The sequence below is a fragment of the uncultured Chitinophaga sp. genome (assembly GCF_937898475.1).
Lineage (GTDB): Bacteria > Bacteroidota > Bacteroidia > Chitinophagales > Chitinophagaceae > Chitinophaga.
In genome coordinates, this window is record NZ_CALEJS010000041.1 from 130,932 (window position 1) to 157,888 (window position 26,957).

Below are 26,957 nucleotides of genomic sequence, written 5' to 3' on the forward strand. Positions count from 1 at the left end.
ACTGGTTTTACCTTTTGAATGTCAGTCTCATTTTCCGCGCTAAACTCCTGCTGGCATGCTCGTTTGTATATCCATAATTATATCCGTACTGGTAACCATAGCCATAACCGTATCCACTGCCGGCTTTCACATCATTCACCACCAGGTTCATCCGGGGCAGCTTGCCCTGCTGATACAGCTCTTTTGACAGCTGCAGTTGCTGTTTAAAAGTGTATCCCTGGCGCACCAGGTAAAGCGTTACATCTGCCAGGTAACCCAGCAGTTGTGCATCGGTTACGAGGCCCACAGGGGCGGTATCTATCACGATATAGTCAAACTGTTTACGCAGCTCTGCAAAGAGCTGCTTGGTGGTATCCAGCAGCAGCAGCTCCGCCGGGTTGGGCGGAACTGGTCCGGAGGGGATCACCCAGCAATTCTCATGAATGCCGGAAGGCTGCACCAGCTGCGAGAAGGAAGTCTTACCGATCACGTAGGTGCTGAAACCCTGTTTATTGTTCAGCTTCAGCTTTTCTGATATCTTGGGTTTGCGCAGATCAAGCTCCATCAGCACTACTTTCTTACCGGATAAGGCCAGCGTGGCGGCCAGGTTGGTTGCTACAAAAGACTTGCCTTCGCCGCTCATGCTGGAGGTAAGCAGGATCACTTTTTCCTGTGCGCCGGACAGCAGGAACTGCAGGTTGGTGCGCATGGCACGGAACTGTTCTGCAATAGGCGTAACGGTATCATTACCCACCACCACCTCATCGTGTTCCCTGGTATGGCCTACTTCAGACAAAATGGGCACCGGGGTACCGGCGGTAATATCCTGTTTTCTCCGTACGCGCCTGTTGAGCAGGTCTTTCAGGTACAGGATAACAGCGGGAAGGATAATGCCCAGCATGAAGCATACCAGGTAGGTAAGCGTACGTTTAGGCATGGCCGGGATAGCGCCGCTCTTGGCAGGATCTATGATCCTGGCCACGGCGAGGTTGGACGATTTGGAGATGGCAGACTCTTCGCGCTTCTTCAGCAGGAAAAGATACAGCTCCTGTTTGATGGCCTGCTGACGCGAATAATCCAGGAACACACGTTCTTTCGCAGGCACCTGTTGTATCTTCTGGTCCAGCTGGCCGGACCTGCCCTTCAGCTCTGCAATACTGGCCTGCAGGCCACTTTTGAAAGATGCCAGGTTACTGCGCAGGTCTTCACGCAGGTTCTTCAGCTGCAGGTCTATATTCTGTACCAGCGGGTTGGAAGGCGTGCTGGAGATCAGCAGGCGTTCGCGTTCCACCTGGAAGTTATTGTACTTCTGTACCAGGGCTACAAAGGTGGGGTCCTGCAATACGAGAGAAGACGGCACAATACGCTTGTTATTGTTCTCATCACCAATGTATTGTTCCAGGGTGTTCACCACACTCAGCTTAACCTCCTGTTCTGTAAGTTGCCTGTTAAAATCGCCGGTGCTGTTAATGAGCAGTTTGGATTGCTCTGTAATATCTGCCAGCTGGTTGGCTTGTTTAAACTGCTGAATGTCTTTTTCCACCCCCATTAATTCCCGGCTAACGAGGGCCAGACGGTTATCCACAAACGCAATGGTGCTGTCTGCAATGCGGTTCTTTACTTCCACGCTGGCTTTGAGATAAGCGTTGATCAGCTCATTGAGGATGGCCTCTCCCTTTGCAGGAATGGCGGTGGCCAGCTGCAGGTCTATTGTGCTCACCTGTTTATTGGGAATGCTGACGCTGAACTTACGCTGGTAGTTGGCTACTGCTGCATCTATTGAAACCAGCTTAATGATGTATGGTTCCGTTACCAGGGGGTAGTAGGTTCTGCGCTCCAGCTGGATGATACCTTCAGGCAGGTGAATGGTATCACCCCAGTTCCTTTCTATTTCAGGTTTATTTTCACGGCCAAAGCTGAATTTCTTTTCACTGAGCGGCGTTATCTGGTACTGCACTTCTTCCAGGCTGTCGCGGACATTGAGCCAGCGCGCAATGAAGGGCACCCGGCGGTACAGCTCGCTGGTCTTAACACGGCCTTCATGCCAGTAAGAAACATTGAGCTGCAGGTTCCTGACTACCTGCTCCATCAGGGAACGGGACTGCAGTATCTCTACTTCGTTGTCTACATTACTTTTATTGGTGAAGATCTGCAGCTGCTGGAGCACTTCATCTCCGGGCACGTTCCCCCCTTTCTGTTCATCCTGCACCAGGATCTTTGCGCTAATATTATAGGTAGGGGTAGCGTACCTGAGGAACAGCCAGGCGGCAACTAATCCCAGTATGATAAAAAGTGCGAACCAATACCAGTTTGCAATAAAATTATCGACCACGGTTCTCAGGCTTATCGTTTGCGGTTCCTGTTCCGCTCCGGTCAGATCACCATTCATGAATGGATATTTTCCATTGGTGTTATGCTGCATAGCAAAATCATTAAAATTTAACTCTTGTGGCTATCACGATCAACAATGACAGGGCGGTGGCAAGAATGGATAACCTTCTCACACGTGCCATATCAGTACTGGCTACCTTCGCCTTATTAGGCTCCACATAAACCACATCTCCCTGGTGTAAATAGAAATAGGGAGAAGTAAATATGTTGCTGTTGTTCAGGTTAAAGCGTACAAATTCCTTCTTTCCGTTATTATCTCTTATCAGCATTACGTTTTCCCGCTTACCGAAAATGGTGAGATCGCCGGCAATGCCGATGGCATCGAGCAGGGTTACCTTCTCGCTGGGCATTACATAGGTAGAGGGGCGGGCTACCTCGCCCAGTACAGTGATCTTGAAATTGGCAAACCTGACGGTGACGACGGGATCTTTGTAGTATTCAGCGGCTTTTGTCCTGATCTCGTCCCTGATGGCGTCTGTAGTTTTACCGCTGACCATCACCTTGCCGATGAGCGGCAGGATCACGTAGCCTTCTTTGTCTACCAGGTAGCCGGATACGTTAATCGCGGTGGGATTGCCGGCTACCCCGGCGGTGGCCCCGATGGTGGGCCAGGTGTTGGTGTTTTGCTGACTTAATAAGGCGGTAGTGGCAGGATCCAGCGTCTGGATGGATACCTGCAAAATATCATCCGGCTGAATAACCGGTGTATTATATGCAGACATTTCTACCATCTTTTGCCTTAATGTATCCGGTACATCCTGGAAATAGGTGACATTCTTCGGTGCTGCACAGGATGAAAGCAGCAAAATGAAAATACCCAAACGGAAATTGCTCATATTTTAATTACATTCTGATTTTGTCCTTATCTAACTGCTCGAAAGCAGAATTCTTGCTGATAAACTCTGGCACCAGTTTTTTCATGAGCGCAACCGTAGGCGTTATATAATGCTTATGCGCGGCATTGATCAATTGTTTGATACTTTCTTCAACTTCAACGAAATCGTATTCGCGCACGCTGGCGATTAATATTTTCTCGTGATAGGTGGGCATTGTATTTTCAGCGGTATTCAGTAATTCTTCATACAATTTTTCACCAGGACGCAGCCCTGTATAGATCACTTGTATATCCCTGCCCGGTTCCCTGCCGCTCATGCGAATCATCTTTTTGGCCAGGTCTGCTATCCTCACCGGCCTTCCCATATCAAACACAAAGATCTCTCCGCCCTGGCCCATGGCGCCGGCTTCAAGTACCAGCTGGCAGGCCTCGGGGATGGTCATAAAATAGCGGGTAATATCGGGATGGGTAACGGTCAGCGGGCCCCCGTGTTCCAGCTGCTTTTTAAAGCGTGGTATAACAGAGCCGTTAGAGCCCAGCACATTGCCGAAACGCGTGGTAATAAAACGGGTAGGCGGGGTTTCTCCGGCAGCGCCCATTTTCTGATAGCGCTCTTTTATATAATGGTTATAAGACTGGGTGAATATTTCAGCGATCCTTTTGGATGCGCCCATTACATTGGTGGGATTTACGGCCTTGTCTGTAGAGATCATCACAAACTTTTCCACTTCATACTCTACAGACAGTTCTGCCAGGATCTTCGTGCCCAGCACATTATTCAGCACAGCGATGGAGGGGTTCTTCTCCATCATGGGCACGTGCTTATAGGCTGCCGCGTGGTAGACCACGGCGGGGGCATATATTTCGAAGAGCTGGCGCATACGCTCCCGGTCGCATACGTTACCGATGAAGGGCACCACCGGTACATCCGGTATCTTCTCTGATATCTCCAGCTCCAGTTCATGCAGTGGGGATTCTGCCTTATCGCACAATATGATGGCGGCAGGATTATGCAGTACCAGCTGCCTTACCAGCTCACTGCCAATAGAACCGGCTGCCCCTGTTACCAATACAGATCTTCCCTGCAGCTCTTCGGCCACCTTCCTGTTCTGTATATGAATAACAGAGCGGTCCAGCAGGTCTTCAATGTTCACATCTTTCAGCTGGTTATTGCTCCAGCCGCTGCTGATCCACTTTTCTACAGGCGGCACTTTCTGCACGCGGATGTTCAGCGCCACGCATTGCTCTACCAGTTCATTCAACATGCAGGCGTCTATCTGCTCATCTGCTATGATGAGCAGGCGGATACGCTCCTGCCGCGCCAGCTTCTGCAGCGAAGCATTATTAAAGGCGTAAACAGGCAGCCCCTCCAGGCGTTTACCCGTATGCGGTCCTTTATTTTCCAGGAAGGCCACTACCTTAATATTAACATTATCGTCCTCACTGATCACTTTACGTAAGGTGAGGCCGGAGTGGCCGGTGTTGTAGATAGCGGCCCTGATCTTGTTCTCATTGCTATAGCGCCAGTAGATGCGGAAGAACCACTTCACGATCAGCCGATAGGACAGCCAGATAAAAATGCTGATGAAATAATTGATGAAGATAACAGACAACGGGAAGATATCGCCGTTGCTGCGAAACACGCCGGAGGCGTTCACAATATAATATACTACTGCGCATGCAAGGCTGAGGCCTGAAATACGGCCCACATCAGCCACACTGGTATAGCGAACTATACCCTTGTATGTGCGGAACAGTAATGAAAGCAGCAGTGTAACGCTTAGCACCACACTGAGAATAGGAACCAGGGGATAACGCCCGAATGCTTCGAGGTCAAAATTCAATCGCAGCAGCAGCGCGAGATACATTGCTATGCTGGCGCAACCAAGGTCTAACAACAATATAAGCCATGAGGGGGTTATCCAAGATCGTCTAATCATTGGTTACTTGTAGATAAGGTTAAAACTAGATTTACATTAATGTTTATTCATCAACATGCATTCATCGCTGATGGTGTTTTTCAATAAAAATCCAATAAGAAGCCTGAAGTTTACCTTGTATCAGCTTTTGTTCAGTTCGCTTAGTTTTGCTTGCCATCCTGTAGTCTTTCCCGCTAAACGCTTCATACATGTGGAATCTCGTGGAATTGCGGGTTACCGTTCTAATGATCCGGATCAGGCAGTAAAATTACATTAATTAGGTATCAAAATTCATACCTCTTTTTAATCAAGTGATTTAAAGTCTAATATTTAATGAAAGGATCAAACGCACATTCCCGCATCGCATCAAAAGATTATGGCGTTGCGCAAAGTTTTACGCTAACGTGGAATGGTCAAAAAACGTGTTGTCAATTATACTTAAAGTGTGGTGGTTCTTCGGCAGGAATAGTCAAAAGTATCAGTGCAACGTTGGCGAGAGGCGCCTGCTAAAACTTACCGTCACATGCTATCAGGTTATTAGTAAGCCAGACGCTCTGTTATTGTATAACAAGTTAAGTATTTTTTTGTTTCCAACAATAAATAAAATAAATACCGCTATATATAGCCGATAGCTATATATTACAGCAGTCACAGCCATTTGCGGAAGCATTACAGGATTGTGAATATGAAAATTAAAAATACTATATTTCGAATATGAAACCGCTGCATATAGATACCAACAGTAAAGTGCCGGTGTACCTGCAGATCGTTGATTCCATCATGGCTGCGGTACGTGATGGCGATCTGCGAAGGGACGAGCAGATACCTTCTATTAATGAGTTCAGCGAACAATACCTTCTTTCCAGGGGAACAGTTGAAAAGGCGTACAAAGAGCTGCGCGACAAAAAGGTGATCCTGTCTGTTAAAGGTAAGGGATACTTCATTTACCGTACCGATATCAATATGCCCTTGCGGGTGCTGCTGCTGTTCAATAAGATCAGTAATTATAAGAAACAGTTATATAACGCTTTTGTAAAGACCCTGGGCGAAGGTGTGTTCGTAGACCTTCATATACACCATAGTAATGTACAGCTGTTTGACAGCCTTATCAGTAACAACCTGGGAGACTACGACCACTATGTGATCATGCCGCATTTCTATGAGCAGCCGGAGAAAGTGCTGCAGATCATCCGCCAGATCCCTCCTTCACAATTATTACTGCTGGATAAAGACCTGCCGGAGATCAACGGTAAGCACGCCGCCGTGTACCAGAACTTTGAAAAGGATATTTACGAGGCGCTCTACGAGGCGCTGCCTTCCTTAAAGAAGTATAGTAGCCTGGTGTTTGTAAACCCCAGCAGCATAGTGCCCTACCCGCCCGAGATCAGGAAGGGCTTCCAGTACTTCTGCCGCATGCACGATTTTGATTTTTCCGTCACTGAGGGCATTGAAATGAATGCACCGGTGAAAGCGGGACAAGCCTATATAGTAATAGAAGAGACCGATCTGGTGAACCTGGTAAAGATCTGCCGCCAGAATAAGCTAACCATCGGGAAGGAAGTAGGAATTGTGTCCTATAATGAAACGCCGTTGAAAGAGATCCTGCTGGACGGCATTACGGTGATCTCTACCGATCACGAGCAGATGGGCATCACGGCAGCACAGATGATCCTGGAGAAAAGCACGGAAAGGGTGAAGAACCCGTTTAAGCTGATTTTAAGAAGATCGCTTTGAATTGCTATTGGCTGTTGGGTATTAGCTATTGGGGATTGAGTCAGGGCATATAGAAGAGTTCTTCCAGGGAATGGCTGAGGGGTGAATTGTCGGGGTTTGTTTCCATAATATCTGCCATATAGGCCCACCAGCGCTGTACAACAGGGTTAGTCCCCAGGTCCTGAGACGACCCTTGCCCCGATTGTTCCTGGACAGCAAAAAGCGTATGGGTGGATTCATCCAGGAAAATACTGTAGTTACCTATACCACTGTCCTTTAATAACTGCTGCAATTCGGGCCAGATAGCGGCATGGCGTTTCCGGTACTCTTCCTTATAACCGGGTTTCAGGTACATTTTGAAGGCTGTTCGCATGAGCGTCTAAAGGTTTGACGTTTGAAGTTTGAAGTTTGAGGTTTGAGGTTCGTTGGAGGTTCCACGATCATAACTAATGGCCTTGCCGCTAATTAATAACCTTAAACTTTTAACGAACCTCAAACCTCAAACTATTATTATGGTAAGGCTTTTAGCCCCATGTGCGCCCAACACGAGCGATTGTTCTATGTCGGCTGTTTTGGACGGCCCCGCAATGAATACGCCAAAACCGCTGCGCAGGTCTCCTATAACATTATAGGCGTGGTGCATGGTAGGCAGGATGGTATCCGCCTGCAGTACAACAGCCAGGTGCTGAGCAATGAAGGGCAGCACCCGTACCTGTAGGGCGGCTTCGGTGAGCCACAGCGCCCCGTTCTCTGCTACCCCCAGTTGTGCCCGTACAATGGCCAGGTCTACGTGCTGCAGCTGGCGGCCGTCGCCCTCTTTCCAGTTAACGGGGGCATTCGGGCACCAGGCTGCTATAGCGGGATCGGCGGACACGATCAGGGGCATATCACTGAAGTACTCCTTTAATAAGGCTGGTATTTCGGCTTCACTGCTGATGGTGATCACCCGGCTGCCCATGGTTTCGGCTACCTTGCGGAAGGCCTCCACCCCTGCAGTACCGGGAGCCGCAAAACCATCCAGGTCTGGCAAAGCGGAGGCTGCGGGCTGATTGGCCTTTACGGCGGCCAGTATCTGGTCTCTGCTGTTCATTTATCGGTTCTTTTTATACCACGCTGCAAAAGATGTTGCAGGCGGCTCAGGTAATTCTCTTTGTTTGTACCAGGGATTGAAACGATTGTTGATCAACCCGGGCATGGTGCGCAACAGCCACCTGGCCGCTTTACCGGCAAAGCGGTAACGCCCCGGACTGGATAACACGGCGGCCATCAGCTTCATACCGGCTGCCTTGGAAGCGGGGGCCTGTCCTTCTTCGGTGATCACCTGCCGCCATTTATACAGCTGCTGGTGAATGTCTATCTTCACCGGGCATACATTGGAGCAGGAGCCGCATAAGGTAGAGGCAAAAGGCAGGTCGGCATACTGCTTCATATCCAGGTTGGGCGCAAGTATGGCGCCAATGGGCCCGGCAATGGCGTTATGATAGCTATGCCCTCCGCTGCGGCGGTACACGGGGCAGGTATTCATACAGGCCCCGCAACGGATACATTTCAATGAATTGCGGAAATCTGCACGGCCCAGCTGACGGCTGCGGCCATTATCCACCAGCACAATATGCAGCTGCTGCCCCGGTTTGGGTTTGCTGAAATGACTGCTATAGGTAGTGATAGGCTGCCCGGTGGCGCTACGGGCCAGGAGGCGTAAAAACACGCCCAGGTGCTTACGCTGCGGCACCAGCTTTTCAATGCCCATACAGGCGATGTGCATATCTGCCAGGTGAGCGCCCATATCTGCATTCCCCTCGTTGGTACATACCACCATCTCACCTGTTTCAGCTACCGCGAAATTGACGCCGGTGATGGCCACCCTTGACTGCAGGAATTCTGTACGCAGGTGGGTCCTGGCGGCGGCCGTCAGGAACTGCGGATCTGCATTACCGGCGGGCGTTCCCAGGTGCTCGTGGAACAGTTCTCCTATCTCTTCTTTCTTCTTATGTATACAGGGCAGTACAATGTGGCTGGGCGGTTCTTTTGCCAGCTGCACAATGCGCTCACCCAGGTCTGTATCGATCACCTCAATGCCGTTCTCCGCCAGATAAGGGTTCAGGTGGCATTCTTCCGTCAGCATGGACTTGCTTTTCACAATCCTCTTCACGCCCTGCTGCTGCAACAGCTGCAGCACAATGCGGTTGTGCTCAGCTGCATTGGCGGCCCAGTGTACCGCAGCGCCGTTGGCTATCGCATTCCGTTCAAACTCCAGCAGGTATTCATGCAGGTTGCCGAGCACATTATGTTTGATGGCAGAAGCCGCATCACGCAGCGCTTCCCATTCGGGCAGGCTCCAGGCCATCCTGTCGCGCTTTTGCCGTACCCACCAGAGCGTTTCATCATGCCAGTTTACCCGCGGCTCATTGGCGTTGAATTGTGCGGCAAGTACAGCGTGGTCTTTTAAATCAGGTGTGTGCATATGATTCTTGTCTGGACGTTTGAGGTTTGAGGTTTGAAGTTCGTTGGATGTTCCAGGATCATAACTAATGGCCTTGCCGCTAATTAATATCCTCAAACTTTTAACGAACTTCAAACCTCAAACTTCAAACCTCGCTATTTAGTATCTCTGCGATATGTAAAACTTTCACGTTGCTTTTTTGTCTGCGCAGGATGCCTTCCATGTGCATAAGGCAGCTTACATCGTTGCCGGTGATATATTCGGCGCCGTTATGGATATGATCTGCTACGCGGTCTTTTCCCATCTTTACAGATACCGCTTCCTCGAATACGCAGAAGGTACCGCCAAAGCCGCAGCATTCGTCTGCCCGGTTCAGGGTCACCAGTTCCAGGCCGTCTACCATCTGCAGCAGCTGCTGCGGTTTGGAGAAGGCAGGCCCCACCAGTTCGGTCATCTGCGATACATGCAGGCCGCGTTGCCCGTGGCAGGATTGATGAATGCCTACCTTGTGCGGAAACTTTGCGGAGAGGCGCTCCACCTTCAGGATATCAGTGAGGAATTCGGACAACTCGTATATGTGCTCCCGTATGTGGGTGGCGGCGGTCTCTTTATCCGTTACATGCAGGTGATCTTTCACATGCAGCACACAGCTGCCCGAGGGCGCCACGATATAGTCAAAATCAGCGAAATTGTTTACAAAAAGCCGGTTGCAGCCGTCTGTGAGATGCTCAAAACCAGAATTGGCCATGGGTTGCCCGCAGCAGGTCTGCCCGGTAGGATAGCCCACTTCGCAACCCAGTTTTTCCAGTAACTGTAATGTAGCAATGCCTACCTGTGGATAAAACTGATCGATGTAGCATGGAATAAACAATCCCACTTTCATAATACATATGGTTTAAGCGGAAGGAAAGGTATAACGCAGGCGGCTGACTGAATTATGTTTTCTTGCCTTTTATTACCGCTTTTTTGCTTTTTATACCTGTTCAAGATTTTCCGCCTTATAGTACTTCAGGGCAACCAGGTCGCCGGGCAAAGTCCGGTGGTTCCAATGCCGGTGGATAGCCAGCGCGGCCCCCACGGCAGTAGCCTGTGCAACGGAAGCGGCGTAGACCTCCATATGAGGAAAAGCCAGCGCCAAAAGGTGCATGAACAGGGGATTCTTGCCAAAGCCGCCATCCACGAAAATGCGTTTCACCGGGGTATGATCCAGTACCAGTTGGGCCGACTTCAGCTGGGCGGCCACCAGGTCAAGCATCAGCTGATGGTAGGCCTTTTCGTAAGAAGAGAAAGCGTTCAGCGGGCGGGCGGCAAAATGCGAGAGAGAAGGCGCTACCGGGTTTTCCAGCCCGCGAACCAGCAGGGGGTCAAATTCCACCTGCTTGTAGTAGTCGGGCGCCACGCCAAAATGGGTGGCCAGGCGGGCGGTCTGCGCCTCGTGCTCCTGCCCTGCAAACAGGCGGGACGCTTTAACCGGGCGGCCCTGGTACTCCAGGTAACAGAGGCAATCCTGTTCCAGTTCTGCCATGGTCAGGGGCCTGTCATTAAAAGGGTTCAGGGTAATGCACCAGGTACCTGTGGAAATCAGCGCAAAAGGCTCTGTAAATGTGGCCAGGTAGGGAATAAGGGCCGCTGAACTGTCGTGCAGCCCCGCTCCTGCCAGGCAATTAACACCGTTGATCTGAACGGGCATTACCCCGTCTGAAGGGAACAACGGCGGCAGCTTATCTATGATACCTTCCTTATGCAACCATTCATGGTATTGCTGCTCGCGGAAGTTCCATAACATGGTATGGCAGCCAATGCTGGTGATATCTGCCACTGCTTTGCCGGTTATCAGGTAACTGGTATATTGCGGCAGATGGAGGGCGTAACGTACCGCTTGATACCGCCCGGGCTGCAGGTATTTTAAGCGGTACAGCTGCAGGCCGGAATTCAGGCTTCCCAGCACCGGAGAGGCCGTAATACCCGGCAGCGCCCCGTCTTTATTATACGCCTGGAAGAACTGCTGGTGCAGGTCTGCCGGGTAGGTTTTCAGGTAGTTGTACAGGGGGCAGATCACGTTACCCTCCTGGTCTGTCAGCACAAAACTTGCCCCGTAGGCAGAAAAGTTAAGCGCTTTCACCTCGTATTGGGGCATCGCCAGCATTTCCTGCAGGCTTTCCTGTACCCAGGCGCTGAGCGCCTTTACGTCTTCGCAGGGGTCGCCGTCTTCGTCGGGAACTTCCTGGAAACGGCAGCTCTGCTCCCATACGATACGGTAATGCTCGTCTATCAGGAAGGATTTCTTGTTTGTTTTGCCGATATCGAGTATCGCGATCACCGGCTGCCTGTTCTGAACTTGATCCATGCTATACGCTTTTACTGCTTCGTGCCCTTTTACTAAGCCTGCATGCGCTTTGACCCCGGCTTGTTTGCGCTTTTTGTGTAGGTAGCGCTAAAGTAACACGAGGACTCCACTAAGGTAACATGAGGAGTATACGCAGAGTGCATGCGGACTCCACTAAGCCCCGGGGAGGAAAACGCCTACAATCCTGTAGCCACTGTTTTCAGTCCCCTTTCCTTAATAAGCTGATCTCTTACCTTTAGCTGGCGGTACAGCTGTACGGGGTACAGCCCTCCGCCATTCAGGAGGCGGGCCTGCGCTACCAGGGGGCGCACATCGGTACGGTAGGCATCCTGCAGCAGTTCCTGCGCGGTGACTACGTCATTTTCCTGGCGGGCGGCGGCCAAAGCTTTAGCGTCTACCAGGAGCGCCTGCGCGTAGGCGATCATGATGGCCTCTACTGACTGCAGGAGGTCTTCCAGCGGATCTTTTACGTTGTGGGAAGCGTCTATCATCCAGCCGAGGTCAGTGGCATGGTTCATACTGCGGGCGTCCATCCCTTCTACCAGTTCGTTGAAAATAAGGAAGAGCTGGTAAGGGTTGATGCTGCCTACGGTAAGGTCATCATCCCCGTACTTGGAATCGTTGAAATGGAAGCCGGCCAGCTTGCCCTCCATGAGGAGCAGGGCTACGATCTGTTCAATATTAGCATTAGGCAGGTGGTGCCCCAGGTCTACCAGTGTTTGTGCCTTATCGCCCAGTTTATTGGCCAGCATGAGAGACTGGCCCCAATCGGCAATTGTGGTAGCGTAAAAATTAGGTTCGCAGCATTTGTACTCAATGTACAGCTTCCAGTCTGCCGGCAGTGCTGCATAAATCTCCTGCAGGCTTTCAAGGGTGCGCTGGAACGCTTCGCGGAAATTGAGCTGGCCCGGGAAATTGGATCCATCTGACAGCCAGAGGCTCAGTACATTAGAGCCCAGTTCAATCCCATATTTGACCACTTCTATATTATGCGCAATGGCTTGTTTGCGTACCGCCTTATCCGTGTGATGCAGGGAACCGAACTTATAGCTGTGCTGCTGGCCCGGCTGATCCTGGAAGGTGTTTGAATTTACGGCGTCAAAACGGAGGCCGTGCTGGGCGGCCAGCGCTTTAACTGCAGGCGCATTCTCCGGGATGTCCCAGGGAATGTGCAGGGAAATGGCGCCGCTGGCGCGGTTCAGCGCGTGTAACAGGCCCACATCCTCTATCTTCTCTTCCAGGCTGCGGGGCTCTCCACCGCCGGAGAAACGGCCAAAACGGGTGCCACCCGTTCCCAGGGCCCAGCTGGGAATAGCTACCTGGAATTCCTGGAGGCGCTGCAGCACATATTGTATGTCTGCCACCTTTTCTGCGGTATGTGCAAAGGCCCGGTCGTGAGCTTTATGATGATCTTCGTTGAAAGCGTGTATGTGCTGTTGGTTCAGTTTCATAAGTCGTGGTTTTTATTAAAATAACAATTAATAATGAATAATTAATAATGCCCGTTATTCCTGCCACCTGTATCCGGTGGAGGCGCTTGTCCCGTCATCATCAATTATTCATTATTAATTTTCAATTATATCAGCTCACCTAACAAATGCGGTGGCCACGCCGCCGTCTACGTTGAGGACGTTACCGGTAGATTTGTTGAGCAGGCCGCCAACAAAAACGAAGCAGGCGTTTGCAATGTCTTCGGGCAGGATCACCTCGTTCAGCAGGGTGCGTTTGGCATAGTAGGCAGGCAGCTCTTCCACCTTTACGCCGTATGCTTTGGCGCGGCCTTCTGCCCAGGCGCCTTCCCATATCTTGCTGTCGGCTATCACGGCGTCCGGGTTGATCACGTTCACGCGGATGTGATCTTTACCCAGCTCTGCTGCATTCAGCCTGGCAAGGTGCAGCTGGGCGGCTTTGGCAGAGCCGTAGCCTGCGTTATTGGGACCAGACATCAGGGCGTTCTTGCTGACAATATTCAGCACATCACCGCCAATATCCTGTTTGCGCATAATGTTCACGCCTTCCTGGGTAACCAGGAACTGGCCTTTCACCAGTACATCGTACAACAGGTCCCAGTCTTTTTCCGTGTGTTCCTCAATAGGTTTGGAAATAGAAAGACCGGCGCAATTCACTACCAGGTCTACCCCGCCAAAGGCCAGGACAGCGGTCCTGAACGCGTTGCGGATATCTGCGGCGCTGGTAACATCGAGGATGGCGGTGGTGAATACATCTGCCGAATAGCTCTTGCCGAAATCTGCCTTAGCAGTTTCCAGGCGGCCGGCATCGTTATCGTTGATCACTACACAGGCGCCTTCATCTGCAAACTTTTTGGCGATGGCCTTGCCGATGCCACCGGCGCTGCCGGTAATAAGGGCAATGCGTCCTGAAAGCGGCTTGGGTTTGGGCATACGCTGCAGCTTGGCTTCTTCCAGCAGCCAGTATTCTATATTGAATGCTTCCTGGCGGGGCAGCGAAGTATATTCAGATATCGCTTCCGCACCTTTCATTACGTTGATGGCGTTGATATAAAATTCAGCGGCTACCCTTGCGGTCTGTTTATCTTTTGCAAAAGTGAACATACCGATACCGGGATACAGGATCACTACCGGGTTAGGATCGCGCATGGCCGGTGAATTGGGATGCCTGCACGTGTTGTAGTACGCTGCATACATCTTGCGGTACGCTTCAAACTGCGGCGCCAGTTTTTCTTTAAGCTTTGCTACATCTGAAAGATCATCGGCAGCCTGGAGGTTCAATACCAGCGGACTGATTTTAGTGCGCAGGAAGTGATCCGGGCAACTGGTACCCATTGGCGCCAGGCGGTCCAGGTCATTGGAGTTGATGAATTCCAGTACGCGGGCATCATCGGTAAAATGACCTACCATCCGTGTGTGGGCAGAGCAGAGGCCTCTTAGTACAGGCGCCAGCGTTGCGGCCTGCTGTGCACGCGCTTCGGGGGCTGCAGGCTGGATACGCGCCCCGCCAAACACGGGCCTTTTCTTACCATAGTTGTCTTCCAGGTAAGCAGCGCAGCGCTCTATCACTTCAAGGGTGTTCACATAACTTTCGTAGGCAGTATCGCCCCAGGTGAACAAACCATGCGATCCTAGCATGATCCCCTTAATACCGGGATTTTCGTTGAGGCAGGCGCGTAGTTTCAGTCCCAGGTCAAAACCGGGGCGCTGCCACTCTACCCAGCCGATGGCGCCGTTGAACAGCTCCTGCGTAATGCGCTTGCCATCTTTCGCAGCAGCAATGGCGATCGCTGCATCCGGGTGCAGGTGATCAATATGTTTGAATGGCAGGAAGCCATGCAAAGGCGTATCAATAGAAGGCGCTTTGGAGCTGAGATCAAAGATGCAGTGGTTAAACAGCTCTACCATTTCGTCTTCATGCTCAATACCGCGGTAGATGTTCTCCAGGCTGCGCAGGCGCTCTACATACAGTGCTGCCAGCCCGCTCTTTTTCAGGGTGCCGAGGTCGCCGCCGGAGCCCTTTACCCACATTACTTCCGTTTGTTTCCCGGTGAGCGGATCTTTGGCCATTACCTTGCAGGAGGTGTTGCCGCCACCATAGTTGGTAAGCCGGAGATCGGCGCCCAGCAGGTTGGAACGGTAGATCAGCAACGCCACTTCATCGCCTGCCAGCGATGCCGCTTTCGCCTCATCCCATAAATAACTTACATGCCTGAACTTTGTAGATGCTGAAACTGACATATGATTGGTAAATTTTAAATGCAAAATGCTAAGTGCTGACAGCTAGTTAGATAATGAATTTCCATATCCTACCAGCAATACCGAAGCCATGATGGTAAGTATTCCCAATATGATGGTGCCGAATGTTTTCTTACTCACCCCTTTCCATTCGCGGAGTGTAATACCCCAGAGGCTGGACACCATGATGATGAAAGCCATGTGGAGTATCCATGAGCTGGCGCCGTTGCCCAGTTTACTTTCTCCCATGCCGTAGAAGAAGAATTGCAGGAACCAGGTAGTACCTGCGATGGCGGCAAAGAAATAATTACTGGCCAGCGGAGTGGATTTATTGGTGTAGTCACCAAAAGTCTTATTACGCACATTCAGCAGCAGGCACCATAAAAGATTGGTGGTAAGTCCTCCCCATAACAGCACCACAAAGATCACATTATTCTGGAACAGCGGGTTACTGCCCTGCTGCACAGCTATTTCTGCCATGGGTTTACCGGCTTCAATACCAAAGTTGAAGCAGGCGCTCAGTATACCGGAGATGGTGGCCACGATCAGGCCCTTGCGCAGGTTGAATTCCTGGATGCTTTCTTTCTTCTTTTCTTCCGGCAGCTCATTTTCCTTCATCATACCGGCTTTGCCACAGATCGCGATACCTGCCAGGCAAACCAGTACTCCTGCCAATACCAGCTGACCACTGGTGCTTTGCAGCATCCCTGAAAATGTAACGGCGTCCGGACCGGTGCTACCCGCCAGATCACGGTAAATGGGCGGTATGAGGGAACCGAATGCAGAAGTATAGCCTAAGGCAACAGACATACCGAGCGACAGGCCAAGATAACGCATGGCCAGGCCGAAAGTAAGGCCGCCTATGCCCCATAATACACCCATGAAATAAGTCCAGAACAGAGTGAGGCCATCTGTGCTGCCGATGATGGAAAGAAAGTCAGGTACAGTGATCCAGGCTGCGAGGAAGGGAACGATCAGCCAGGAAAAGAAACCACCTACGATCCAGTAACTTTCCCAGGCCCAGTACTTAACTTTTTTAAATGGAATGTAGAAACTGCCGGATGCAAATCCTCCGATGAAGTGGAAAAAGACGCCTAAAATAGCTTGCATGTGGAATTTATTTATGGTTTGAGAGTTTGGAAGTTTGAAGGTTTGCGGGTGTACTGCAAATGCCGAGCACCTGTAAACTTTCAAACGCCCAAACTTTCAGACCCGAAAATAACTAAAGGAGAACGGGGAACTGTCCTATACCTACCCAGTTAAATATCCGGCTTATGACGGCCGGTTGTCAGTGACGGAGGGGTTTGCTTTCTTCTGAATTACAAAACCCCGGTGGCAAAAAAGGACGCATTTATGGCGGCGGTTATGCTTCCCCCAGGTTAAACATCTCTGCCAGCAGTTCATAAGAACGCAGGCGGTCGGCAAAATTATCAGCAATGGTCGCCACTACGATCTCGTCCACGGCATAATCGCTTGCCAGCTGCAGCAGCTGTTCCTTCACCTGCGGAGGGGTACCGGCAATCATGCGGTTTCGGTTGATCAATACGCGCTCCCATTCTGCTTCGGTGTACTGGTAGCTTTTTATTTCCTCGTAGGAGTAGGTAATGTCTCCCCCTCCCTTTTCCAGGCTTAAGAGGCGAAAATCCATTACCGCGCGGAGCTGGTTAGCTTTCTCTTCTGTGTCGGCACAGAAAACGAAGATCCCTACACTGGCCTGCGGCTCGTCCAGCCAGGGAGATGGATGGAACTGCTGGCGGTATTTCTGTATGGTAGCCGGACCATTTTTAGGATAGATGAAATGTGCAAAGGACAGGGCCATGCCGTAGTGAGCGGCCAGTAAACCACTTTCGCCGCTGGAAGTGAGTATCCAGAGGTCGGGCTTGGTGTCTACATGCGGGATGGCTTTTACCTTTTCGTGTACAGAGCCTGTATTGGCGTCTTCAGACAGGTAGGCCTGGAGGTCTATCAGCTGCTGCACAAATTCATGCGGGTCAAAGGTGTTGGATGGGTTCAGGAGGTGCGCGGTGATGCGGTCACCACCGGGGGCGCGGCCAATACCCAGGTCTATACGGTTGGGATAGAGGGCTTCGAGCAGGCGGAAGTTCTCTGCCACTTTCAGTGTGCTGTGATTGGGCAGCATTACGCCGCCGGAGCCTACGCGGATGCGTTGGGTCTCGCCCGCCAGGCGGGCAATAAGGACCTCGGGGGCAGAGCCTGCCAGGGAGCGGGTGTTATGATGTTCCGAGAGCCAGTAGCGGGTATATCCCAGGCGATCTGCGAGCCGGGCCAGCTGGATGCTTTCCTGTACCGCTTCAACGGCATTGCTGCCGCGGCGAATGGGAGATTGATCTAATACACTCAATTTTAGTTTGTTAGTCATAAAATCAGTCCTTTTGTTAAAGCATTAATCGTTTGTCACTAGCCGTTAGTCTTGTGTATTGAGTGCAGCTGCAGGTAAGGAAGGGGTAAAAATACTATTTATTTTCCAACCTGCTGTAGCCTTGTACGGCGCGGATCTCCGCATAGCTGACGCTATCGCCCAGGCGTTGCTTGATGGGGCCTGTGGCTGTGTAGCCCAGTTCTGCTACCAGGGGCAGGATACGGTCTATTTTCTCTTTGGGCACAAACCGTTCCAGGGGCAGTTCACCGGCGCCCACACACTGTGCCAGGTGGCTTTCGATGGTGCTGGCGGCCAGCTGACGGATAGTGGCAATTTCTTCAATGCTTTTGCCACCCAGGTACAGCTCCAGGCTGCCACGGCGGCTGCCACCGGCTTCCGCTTTCTGTTTGGCCGGTTTAACGGCTGGCGCCTGGCTGCGTTGCAGTGAATAGTCGGTAAGGCCTTCATTGAACAGCTGATCGCCATAACCTGCCTGCCACACCTGCTGCAGCTTGTTCCAGAGGGATTGTTCCAGGGCTTCCAGCTGGGCCAGGTATTTGCGCTGGCGGAGGCTTTTTACTTCGGCGATATGGTCCTGCAAAGGCTTTATCTGCTCATCGTGAATAGACTGAGTGAAATAGGCAATGGCTTTTGACATGCGTTCACACAGTGGACTGATATCTTCAGTTGTCAGGATATCTTCCAGCAGGCCGCTGAGCTGCTGGCGGAATTTCTGCGCTACCTGCTGCTGCTGCACCGCCTTGTCTATCAGCAGGCGGCTCAGGGCGTAGGCAGCTTCCACGTTAGGCAGCTTCTTTCCCTGCAGGGAAGCGGCAAATTCCTGCAGTATGGCGATGAATTTCTGCCAGTTAAAACGCTGCAGCAGGCTGTTGGCCCAGAACACGCGCTTCTCTTTATCCAGCAGGTGTTCCAGTTCATTGGCGGCATGCTCGCGGGAGGCGAAGGCCGTTACCTGTTCATCGTTGCGGATGGCGGATGGATGGATCCTGGAGTGCAGTACGAGGCCTTCCAGCGAGGTGCAGCGGCTGAGCGCCACATATACCTGTCCCGGGGCAAAGGCGCTGCCTGCATCGATAATGGCTTTTTCGAAAGTAAGGCCCTGGCTTTTGTGAATGGTGATGGCCCAGGCCAGGCGAATGGGATACTGGGTAAAGCTGCCCAGCTCCTCTTCTTCAATACGGTTGTCTGCTTTGTTATACGTGTAGCGGATGTTACGCCAGGTTTCCTTTTCCAGCTGCAGATCATCCTGGCTGCCGGTGAGGGTAACAATGATCCGCTCATCACGGATCTCTTTTACGGTGGCGATTTTACCGTTGTAATAGCGCTTTACTTCTGCCAGGTCGTTCTTGATGAACATCACCTGCGCACCGGGCTTCAGCTGCAGCACCTGTTCCGTTGGCAGGGCTTTATCGCTGAAGTCACCTTCTATGGTACCTTCAAAACGATGCACGGGCCCCGGCATGGCGGCCAGGCGGGATGCATTGATCTCATCGGCCCGCCGGTTGTGGGTGGTCAGTACAATGTACTGTTCATCAATACCGGTGAAATGAGGTTTATAACGCTGGTCCAGCAATCCGAATTGTTGTGCCGTCATAGCATTGTTACGGATGCCGTTCAGCAGGTCGATGAACGATGCTTCGTTCTGGCGATAGATCTTTTTCAGCTCAACATAGAGAGGCGGCGCCTGCTCCAGCACTTTTGCGTCAAAAAAGAACATGCCGGCGTAATGTTCGCGCAGCAACTGCCATTCGGCATCCGGCACAACAGGCGGCAGCTGGAAAAGGTCGCCGATGAAAAGCACCTGTACGCCGCCAAAAGGCAGCAACGGCTGATTGCGGAAATGTCGCAGAATGGCGTCTATTGCATCCAGTGAGTCGGCGCGCACCATGCTCACCTCATCGATGATCAGCAACTCCAGCTCCTGCAGCAACATCTTCTTATCGTGGTTAAAACGGATGCTGCGGAAGAGAGCATGTCGATCCATGCCGAAATCATCTTCCTCCCCGAATCCTCTCTTGGTGCCCGGGATAAAAGGCCCGAATGGCAACTGGAAGAACGAGTGCATGGTAACACCGCCTGCGTTGATGGCTGCAACACCGGTAGGCGCTACCACTACAGTATTCTTGAGCGTATGTTCCTTAATGTATTTCAGAAAGGTGGTCTTACCTGTACCTGCTTTACCGGTAAGGAAAATATGGCGGTTGGTCTTCTGGACAAAATCTGCCGCCAGCTGAAACATGCTATTAGTGCCGTCTGGTTGAGGCATAAGTAAAAAATGGTAAGCAGCGAAGATAAAGAAAAAGCGGCAAGTTGGCGCGGCAGCCTGCCAGGTGTCTGCTATCCGTTATAAGCTGTCGACCAACATATAAATTGCTGCGGCCTGCAGCTCAAAAAAATACCCGCCACCTTTCCTGGCAGCGGGCCGTTTCTGGAGTTACCAATTCACAGTGAAACACCCTGCAATTAAAAACAGCGGGAGCAAAAAAAATTAGCTAAAAAGACAAAAGAACAGTGCAAAACGGTAAGGCACCTAACGGGTTCCAGGGCGGATTTAATAATTGGCATGATTTTTTTAGAAGATGAGCTGCCGTACCAATAACAGGCGTGCGCCCCCTGTAGCAAGCCTTTTCCCACGGGTAGCCATTTCAACCATTCTTTATTCTGAGCTTGATACAAGCTGGTTTTTGACATAAAACCGGCCCGGACTTGGTATTTTTTTTAATGTAGCAATAATGGTTCATGAAGGATAAAAACAGCATTGTCGTATACTTCACTCCTGGTCCGGCGACCGGGATGCTGGAAGAAATTACGGCTTCCTACGTGTCAGATGGCAGGCATACGGCGTATGCTGTGCATAACCGTGTTACTGTTCCTGCCACAGCTGGCGAAGGTTTCATAGCATGCAGCGAGCTGTTTGAGGGTATGTATTGTATGATGCTGGATATTACCGCCCAACAGGCATTGCTGATCAACAGCCGCGCACTGGCAGCAGACCAGTATTACCTTGTTGGCTGCCGCTATGGTCACCACTCCTACCATTTTACGGATGCAGATCACAATGAAAAACTCGTCCGGATAGATCATGATTGCATTTTCGTACATAGTACCCGGTTAGGCAGCAGTTTCCGGTTCCCGGCGGGACAACGGCACCGCGCCTTCCTGGTGATCATCTCAAGAAGGTTTGCGCTGAGGGAACTACGGCTGGCAGAACATCCGCCGGAGCATTCACTGGCGCAGGAGCTGATGAGCGACACTCCTTTCTGCAGCATCCTCAGCCTGCCCCTGGTGGTACAGCACCGGATAGACCAGATCTTTGAACAGCCGGATACCAGCGGGTATGCTGATTTTGTGCAGCGCTCGGGTATGATCAGCGCCGCTTATTACCTGCTCAACCAATGGTACCTGCAGTACTTTAAGGTGCATGAACAGCAGGCGTATCATCATCACGCCAGCCTGCATGAAGTAATGAAGGTGAAGGAACTGTATATAAGTGATTTTGAACGCCCGCCGATGACGGTGGAAGAACTGGCGCGGATGTGTAATATGAGTGTGACCAAGTTCAAGAGTGTGTTTAAGTCTTTGTTTGGTATGAGCTGCTACCAGTACTATCAGGCGCAGCGGATGGAATATGCCAAGATGCTGCTGGGTAAACAGGGCTACCCGGTAAAGGAGGTATCTTACCTGACAGGCTTTCAGAATACAGCGAATTTTACGAGGTCTTTTAAGAAGGCGTTTGATATGCTGCCAAGGGAGTTTCAGCGGAAGTCGAAATACCAGGATCCGGCATAAAAAAACCGGGAGTAATGAGAACATCACTCCCGGCACATTTCAGTTCTAACTTCTAACAATTAAACATTTGATGAACTGTGTTGCTTGCTCCGGGCAAAAGTAGCGGTTGTGACTATAGCGGGATTGATCATTCCGGCAAAAAAACAGTGCGAATGGTCATAATGGGGCTGGATTGTTTTTAAAAGATTGCTGTCAGATCTTCGAAAAAAGTTGATGAAAGAAAAGATTGCTTCGTCGCGCCTGCGCGCTGAGCTTCGGAGCTTCCCGCAATAACGAAGGAGAAAGTACCTCCAACTAACATTTTGACGGTCTAGCCGGAAATGTGTAATTTCGGAGCAGTTTAGAAGGGAAGCGATACAAAGAAAAGCACGAATTCACCAGGAGACCTCAATACCAGCAACGTTTGATAGCGCCTTTTTCAGCAATACCGGTCAGCGGGCACTGACAAGTATAATATCAATTTAAGTTAACGAAGTTCAAACTCAAATAACCACCCCATTTATTTATCCTTATGAATACCTTGAACTATTCATTGCGAAAAATTATGACCCGAGCCTTTTCCTCGCTGTCTGCCAGGATCAAAAAAAGGCTTACCCCACTTTACATGCCTGTTATCCGTACGGGAACAAGCGGCCTGCCCGAAGAAGCGGCCAAAAGAGTAATGACCGTAAATGCCATCAGCCTGATCAGCGCTGTCATCGCATTCGTTTCCGGCAACCTCTTCTATCTTTATGGTGAGCTCTGGAAAGTACAGCTGCCCGCATTAACCGCCTGCCTGTTGTTTTGCGGCGTGATACTGATGAATAAGGAAAGATCCTACAGCCTGGCCTGTATAGCAGTTACCCTGGTACACTGCGCCAGCGCCCTGTATTTTGGCATTTTACTGGGGCCGCAGATCAATGTATCCCTGATCGTAGTCTGCCTCTGCGGCAGCTGTTTTTTGGTGTACCCCAAACCCAGTCAGCAGTTCATCAGCGTCAGCGCTACCCTGCTCACCATGCTGCTGCTGGAACTCAATTATTATTTCCAGGTGTTCCAGCCGCTGATCATGAGCGTTGAAACGCAGTTCCTGCTGCGGTGGACCGCCGTCCCCTTCTTCCTGCTGTTTGATGTGCTGGTAGTGGTGTATTATGCCAAGGAGAATAAGGCCCTGGCCAACCGCCTGAAAACTTTTGTATACCGTAAGATATCGCATGAGATCAGGAACCAGCTGAATGCCATGTCGCTGATATCGCAACTGATCAAAAGAGAAATAAAGCTGGATAACAACATGAAGAAGCTGGAACCCTATATTGACCAGCAGCTGACCGCACAGCATAATATGCGCAACATCCTCAACAATGTGCTGGATATCGCGCAGATAGAATCCGGCAGTGCTGACAAAGCAGATGAAGATACCTTTTCCATCCGTTCACTGATCAAGAAAGTGGTGAACCTGCACAAAGTAAGTGCACGCTCCAGGAACCTTAAGCTGGAACTGAAAGTAGCGGAGGGCATGCCGGATATCATTGTAACCGATGCGCTGAAGCTCACCATGATCCTGACCAACCTGCTGGGCAACGCCATCAAGTATGCAGACCGTAATACGGCCATCACTATCCAGGTGGCCCGTAGCGCAGGCATGTTCAGCATGGCTATCAGCAACCAGTGCCCCGACATTCCGGCGGAACAGCAGACCGTACTGTTCGAAATGTATACAACCGATAAACGCAGCAAATACACGGAAGGCAGCGGCTTAGGCCTTTATATTACCCGCAACAAGGTAGACAGCCTGGGTGGCCGGATAAAGCTGCACAGCAAAAACGGCCTCACTACTTTTACGGTATTGCTTCCTTTACAGGAAGGCCGTGCTGCTGATATTGAAGAAGAAGTAACAGAAGCCGAAATTGACCTGAGCAATATCAACGTACTGCTGGCAGATGATAATAACATGAATAACATGCTGTTCTCCAAGTATCTCACCATGTACGGCTGCAACGCTATCTGTACATCCAGCGGACGTGAAGCGCTGCAGTACCTGGAAAAAACCAGGCAGCTGCCCGAGCTGATCATACTGGACCACCAGATGCCCGACCTGGACGGGGAACAAACCCTGCTGCTCCTGAAAAAGAACCCACTGTTTAAAAATATTCCCGTACTGATCTGTACAGGTGCTCATGAACATGAAAAAGCCTTAACCACTGCGGGGGCCGCCGCCATCCTGCTCAAACCCATCGATCCTCACCTGCTGTTCAAAGAGATCCGCACGTACCTGCCGCATATTGATGAAGTGAGTTCGGGATTATTTGACTAACACACTGTCTATTGATCATAAAAACGGAGCCGGATAAATATCCGGCTCCTTATTTGCTACTCCAGCTAGATCCATTCCTGTTACAGTCCGGATCTAAAAATTTAGCCTGAACGTGTATACGTAATGATCGTATAAGGCCACCAATGTTTTACCGAACACCCGGAATGCCCGCAGTTTTTTGTCGCCAAGACTGGGCAGATAGAAGCTGAAATGATAAGCCCCATCCCTGAGCGAATACACATCAATCACCGACAGCTGATCAAACTCCTTTTTCTTTTCGTTGTTCGCCATCAGCTTTGAATTGACGTAGATCCACTTTCCGTCTATACAGCTTAAACGGTTCACTACTCCTGCGGGAGAAGCGAGCGTACTCCTGCCTTCATCGGCCAGCGAGGCAACCTTAATGTTGGCGCGGCTCACGGTGTCGATTGTACGGCCTTTGTATTGAATATTCAGGTTGGTGTCAAGACATATAAACTGGTTACGGTAATAATACACGTACACCAATCTGGCTGTGCCAGGATCATAATGCAGTGTTCCGTCCGTACAGAACACGCCGTCCAGCTGTTTCTCCAGCACGGGTATGCGGGGCTGATGCAAAACGGTATCCAGCGTACGTTTGGCCAGTACATTCTGATGATACGCGCTGTCATACATCCGCAGGATAAAGGACGCTGCTGATACCGGGCTTGCATTATAGAATTGCCGGCGCGCTTCCGGCAGCGGTTGCAGCACAGGTGCTCCCAGTGAGGCCTGCAGGATAGCACCCCGCGAGCCTGCCGTCATATAAATATGGGGAGAATCTATCGTCACCGTTGCAGGTCCGGACAGCTTCGTTCCGGGAGCCGCTTCCAGCCGCATATGCCCCGTATCTGACAATGCATAGTTCATGCGGAGCACATAAGTGGGGGCAACGGCATTTCCCAGGTAGATCTGCGTAGGAGAAGCGCCTGCAATGTAATAGGAATTGTATTGAATGTCCAGTATCTTTTCCGGCGTGGCCATATGCGGCGGTACAAGCCGTATAAAGCCGTTGGGCCGGTGATTGATCTTATCTGCAGCCAGGTATAAGATCCAGACCGTGGCAATACTAAGCAGGAAACTGCCTGTGATAAGACCAGCTTTGCTCCTTTTCCGCCGGAGTGAGCGAAATAGACGGATGAACATCAGATCCTTTTTTCTTTACTGCTGGCGGTAGAACGGACTACTGCAAGCGGCGTCTTTATAGTAAGTGAACAAATTCCCGGTAGACCGGCAAATGGTGCCGGTGACCTGTACCGAACAAACCGCAGGCAATGCCAGCGGATAAAAACAAAATCCCGGAGCGTCAGCATCTGTTTAATAAGCGTTGGCCCTGGCATTGGCTTCCATAACCCAATTGGTGCTTACAGCCAGCACAAACACACAAATTGCAAGGAACAGTTTCGTTTTCATGATGGAGATGGTTTAAAAGTCCGCATTCCCCTTCAGTTACAGGTGCCAGGCTATTCCTGTTCCGTTTACCGATAATAGCTTCAATACCTTTTTGCTGGTGTAGTAAGGACACTTTCCGGCCGTCAAAGGGGCTATCGGGGCAAAAAAAAATTCATCTTTTTTTAATACACTGTCCGATTATTTAGTTACTATTTCAGCTAACCTCCTGATTGTAACCGGTTTCAGGGCAAAGAAAAAGCCTGACTGCTTGCGCGGCCAGGCCCTTCGATCGTTTTTTGTGTGTTATGCTTAAATATATCTGTTGATAAGGTTCTCCAGGTACTCCTGCCGTCCGCTGACAGCTACGGGTTCTCCCTTTTCGATCGCATAGGCGCGCAGGTCTTCCAGTGATAATTTACCGGCTTCAAACTCCTGGCCTTTACCGCTGTCATAAGTTGCATAGCGGTCTTTACGGATCTTTTTGTAGTCGGAAGATTGCAGCACTTTATCAGCCACTACCAGTGCGCGGGCAAAAGTATCTACACCGCCAATGTGAGCATGAAACAGATCTGCGGGGTCAGTAGAGTTTCTGCGGATCTTGGCGTCGAAGTTGATACCGCCGCCTGCAAAGCCACCGGCTTCGAGGATGATCAGCATGTATTCTGTTACTTCGTTGATATTGTTCGGGAACTGGTCGGTATCCCATCCATTCTGCTGATCGCCCCTGTTGGCGTCAATAGAGCCCAGTAAACCTGCATCTGCAGCTACCTGGAGCTCATGCTGGAAGGTATGGCCCGCGAGTGTGGCATGGTTCACTTCCAGGTTCAGCTTGAAATCATTCAGCAGGTCGTACTGGCGCAGGAAGCCGATCACCGTAGCAGCATCATAATCATACTGGTGTTTGGTAGGCTCGCAGGGTTTAGGCTCAATAAAGAAGGTGCCTTTAAAGCCCTGTTTGCGCGCATAATCCCTGGCAGTTTGCAGGAACCTGGCCAGGTGCTCCTGTTCACGCTTCATATCGGTATTGAGCAGGCTCATATATCCTTCACGGCCGCCCCAGAATACATAGTTCTCACCGCCCAGTGCGATGGTAGCATCCAGCGCCGCTTTTACCTGTGCAGCTGCATGAGAGAGCACATGGAAATCCGGGTTGGTGGCCGCGCCGTTCATATAACGGCGGTGTGAGAACAGGTTGGCAGTGCCCCATAAAAGCTTTACACCGCTGTCTGCCTGTTTAGACTTTGCATAGTCTACCAGGGTTTGCAATCTTTTATCGTTCTCCGCTATATCGTTACCATAATCTACTACGTCTACATCATGGAAACAGTAGTAAGGCATGCCCAGTTTGGTGATGAACTCAAAAGCTGCGTCCATCTTATCTTTTGCCCTTTCAACCGGGTCCGATTTTTCATCCCAGGGGAAAATGTGGGTAGGCCCGCCAAAGGGATCGGCGCCTGTTCCGCAGAAAGAGTGCCAGTAGGCCACCGCAAAACGCAGGTGCTCTTTCATGGTCTTTCCGGCTACTACTTTGTTCTCATCATACCAGCGATACGCCAGCGGGTTGTCTGTAGAAGGTCCTTCATAACGGATCTGGCCTATGCCTTTAAAGAATTCTTTACTGCCAGTGACAATTTTTGCCATAGTGAGAATTATTTGTATCAGTGAAAAAAGCTGTTGGCAATTCGCTATCAGCCGCCAGCTGTGTGCTGTCAGCTCATGGCTGCCAG

18 protein-coding genes are annotated in these 26,957 nt (G+C 50.8%); 3 read left to right on the forward strand and 15 right to left on the reverse strand.

The genetic code is table 11. From position 1 onward, the window contains the following. Positions 1-7 precede the first annotated feature (7 nt). The 3 genes from Q0577_RS24955 to Q0577_RS24965 are packed head-to-tail and all read right to left on the reverse strand — an operon-like array spanning position 8 to position 5,145. Entirely contained in the window at positions 8-2,401 is a 2,394-nt protein-coding gene (locus Q0577_RS24955) for a tyrosine-protein kinase (RefSeq protein WP_298741201.1), read from the reverse strand. A 10-nt stretch (positions 2,402-2,411) separates the two neighbouring features. Then, positions 2,412-3,206, reverse strand: coding sequence for a polysaccharide biosynthesis/export family protein (locus tag Q0577_RS24960; protein ID WP_298741202.1), 795 nt, complete (start codon positions 3,204-3,206; stop codon positions 2,412-2,414). Positions 3,207-3,213: 7 nt separating this feature from the next. Next, positions 3,214-5,145 (reverse strand): nucleoside-diphosphate sugar epimerase/dehydratase, encoded by a 1,932-nt coding sequence (locus Q0577_RS24965; protein ID WP_298741203.1) that lies wholly within the window; start codon positions 5,143-5,145, stop codon positions 3,214-3,216. Between the two features lie 693 nt (positions 5,146-5,838). Between Q0577_RS24965 and Q0577_RS24970 the strand changes: the two genes are divergently transcribed. After that, entirely contained in the window at positions 5,839-6,858 is a 1,020-nt protein-coding gene (locus Q0577_RS24970) for a GntR family transcriptional regulator (protein WP_298741204.1), read from the forward strand. Between the two features lie 40 nt (positions 6,859-6,898). On the opposite strand, the gene rhaM is transcribed toward Q0577_RS24970, so the two are convergent. The 10 genes from rhaM to Q0577_RS25020 form a co-directional block, all read right to left on the reverse strand. Continuing rightward, the gene (gene rhaM / locus Q0577_RS24975) at positions 6,899-7,210 is read right to left on the reverse strand and encodes an L-rhamnose mutarotase (RefSeq protein ID WP_298741206.1); all 312 of its coding nucleotides are present in this window, start codon (positions 7,208-7,210) and stop codon (positions 6,899-6,901) included. A gap of 126 nt (positions 7,211-7,336) precedes the next feature. Beyond that, positions 7,337-7,927, reverse strand: coding sequence for an LUD domain-containing protein (locus tag Q0577_RS24980; RefSeq protein WP_298741208.1), 591 nt, complete (start codon positions 7,925-7,927; stop codon positions 7,337-7,339). After that, complete coding sequence (locus Q0577_RS24985; protein WP_298741210.1) at positions 7,928-9,301, reverse strand: lactate utilization protein B; 1,374 nt, start codon at positions 9,299-9,301, stop codon at positions 7,928-7,930. Between the two features lie 124 nt (positions 9,302-9,425). Then, positions 9,426-10,163, reverse strand: a complete 738-nt coding sequence (locus Q0577_RS24990) for a (Fe-S)-binding protein (protein WP_298741211.1) — start codon at positions 10,161-10,163, stop codon at positions 9,426-9,428. 90 nt (positions 10,164-10,253) lie between these two features. Beyond that, entirely contained in the window at positions 10,254-11,627 is a 1,374-nt protein-coding gene (locus Q0577_RS24995) for an FGGY family carbohydrate kinase (protein WP_298741214.1), read from the reverse strand. Between the two features lie 176 nt (positions 11,628-11,803). Continuing rightward, a complete protein-coding gene (locus Q0577_RS25000) occupies positions 11,804-13,078 on the reverse strand; it encodes a TIM barrel protein (RefSeq protein WP_298741216.1) in 1,275 nt (424 codons plus the stop codon). A 135-nt stretch (positions 13,079-13,213) separates the two neighbouring features. Next, positions 13,214-15,337 carry a bifunctional aldolase/short-chain dehydrogenase gene (locus Q0577_RS25005; RefSeq protein ID WP_298741218.1) on the reverse strand — a complete coding sequence of 708 codons (2,124 nt, stop codon included), beginning with the start codon at positions 15,335-15,337 and terminating at the stop codon, positions 13,214-13,216. Positions 15,338-15,379: 42 nt separating this feature from the next. Continuing rightward, positions 15,380-16,444, reverse strand: a complete 1,065-nt coding sequence (rhaT, locus tag Q0577_RS25010; protein WP_298741220.1) for an L-rhamnose/proton symporter RhaT — start codon at positions 16,442-16,444, stop codon at positions 15,380-15,382. A 253-nt stretch (positions 16,445-16,697) separates the two neighbouring features. Further along, positions 16,698-17,696, reverse strand: coding sequence for an LLM class flavin-dependent oxidoreductase (locus Q0577_RS25015; protein WP_298741222.1), 999 nt, complete (start codon positions 17,694-17,696; stop codon positions 16,698-16,700). A 112-nt stretch (positions 17,697-17,808) separates the two neighbouring features. Continuing rightward, entirely contained in the window at positions 17,809-20,001 is a 2,193-nt protein-coding gene (locus Q0577_RS25020) for a helix-turn-helix domain-containing protein (RefSeq protein WP_298741224.1), read from the reverse strand. A gap of 473 nt (positions 20,002-20,474) precedes the next feature. Between Q0577_RS25020 and Q0577_RS25025 the strand changes: the two genes are divergently transcribed. Both Q0577_RS25025 and Q0577_RS25030 read left to right on the forward strand, forming a co-directional pair. Next, a complete protein-coding gene (locus Q0577_RS25025) occupies positions 20,475-21,524 on the forward strand; it encodes an AraC family transcriptional regulator (RefSeq protein WP_298741226.1) in 1,050 nt (349 codons plus the stop codon). A gap of 544 nt (positions 21,525-22,068) precedes the next feature. Then, positions 22,069-23,817 (forward strand): hybrid sensor histidine kinase/response regulator, encoded by a 1,749-nt coding sequence (locus Q0577_RS25030; RefSeq protein ID WP_298741228.1) that lies wholly within the window; start codon positions 22,069-22,071, stop codon positions 23,815-23,817. A gap of 93 nt (positions 23,818-23,910) precedes the next feature. Here the strand turns inward: Q0577_RS25030 and Q0577_RS25035 are convergent, their stop codons facing one another. Together Q0577_RS25035 and xylA are read right to left on the reverse strand one after the other, a co-directional pair. After that, positions 23,911-24,984 carry a hypothetical protein gene (locus tag Q0577_RS25035; RefSeq protein WP_298741230.1) on the reverse strand — a complete coding sequence of 358 codons (1,074 nt, stop codon included), beginning with the start codon at positions 24,982-24,984 and terminating at the stop codon, positions 23,911-23,913. Between the two features lie 555 nt (positions 24,985-25,539). Further along, positions 25,540-26,871 (reverse strand): xylose isomerase, encoded by a 1,332-nt coding sequence (gene xylA, locus Q0577_RS25040; protein WP_298741232.1) that lies wholly within the window; start codon positions 26,869-26,871, stop codon positions 25,540-25,542. Between the last annotated feature and the right edge of the window lie 86 nt (positions 26,872-26,957).

Bases quoted from the DNA above. Each gene is read 5' to 3' on its own strand.
- Q0577_RS25035 (WP_298741230.1), bottom strand. From the start codon at position 24,984: ATGTTCATCCGTCTATTTCGCTCACTCCGGCGGAAAAGGAGCAAAGCT.
- rhaM (WP_298741206.1), bottom strand. From the start codon at position 7,210: ATGCGAACAGCCTTCAAAATGTACCTGAAACCCGGTTATAAGGAAGAG.
- Q0577_RS24985 (WP_298741210.1), bottom strand. From the start codon at position 9,301: ATGCACACACCTGATTTAAAAGACCACGCTGTACTTGCCGCACAATTC.
- Q0577_RS24955 (WP_298741201.1), bottom strand. From the start codon at position 2,401: ATGCAGCATAACACCAATGGAAAATATCCATTCATGAATGGTGATCTG.
- Q0577_RS24960 (WP_298741202.1), bottom strand. From the start codon at position 3,206: ATGAGCAATTTCCGTTTGGGTATTTTCATTTTGCTGCTTTCATCCTGT.
- Q0577_RS24980 (WP_298741208.1), bottom strand. From the start codon at position 7,927: ATGAACAGCAGAGACCAGATACTGGCCGCCGTAAAGGCCAATCAGCCC.
- Q0577_RS24990 (WP_298741211.1), bottom strand. From the start codon at position 10,163: ATGAAAGTGGGATTGTTTATTCCATGCTACATCGATCAGTTTTATCCA.
- Q0577_RS24970 (WP_298741204.1), top strand. From the start codon at position 5,839: ATGAAACCGCTGCATATAGATACCAACAGTAAAGTGCCGGTGTACCTG.
- Q0577_RS25025 (WP_298741226.1), top strand. From the start codon at position 20,475: ATGAAGGATAAAAACAGCATTGTCGTATACTTCACTCCTGGTCCGGCG.
- xylA (WP_298741232.1), bottom strand. From the start codon at position 26,871: ATGGCAAAAATTGTCACTGGCAGTAAAGAATTCTTTAAAGGCATAGGC.
- Q0577_RS25005 (WP_298741218.1), bottom strand. From the start codon at position 15,337: ATGTCAGTTTCAGCATCTACAAAGTTCAGGCATGTAAGTTATTTATGG.
- Q0577_RS25020 (WP_298741224.1), bottom strand. From the start codon at position 20,001: ATGCCTCAACCAGACGGCACTAATAGCATGTTTCAGCTGGCGGCAGAT.
- Q0577_RS24965 (WP_298741203.1), bottom strand. From the start codon at position 5,145: ATGATTAGACGATCTTGGATAACCCCCTCATGGCTTATATTGTTGTTA.
- Q0577_RS25000 (WP_298741216.1), bottom strand. From the start codon at position 13,078: ATGAAACTGAACCAACAGCACATACACGCTTTCAACGAAGATCATCAT.
- Q0577_RS25030 (WP_298741228.1), top strand. From the start codon at position 22,069: ATGACCCGAGCCTTTTCCTCGCTGTCTGCCAGGATCAAAAAAAGGCTT.
- Q0577_RS24995 (WP_298741214.1), bottom strand. From the start codon at position 11,627: ATGGATCAAGTTCAGAACAGGCAGCCGGTGATCGCGATACTCGATATC.
- rhaT (WP_298741220.1), bottom strand. From the start codon at position 16,444: ATGCAAGCTATTTTAGGCGTCTTTTTCCACTTCATCGGAGGATTTGCA.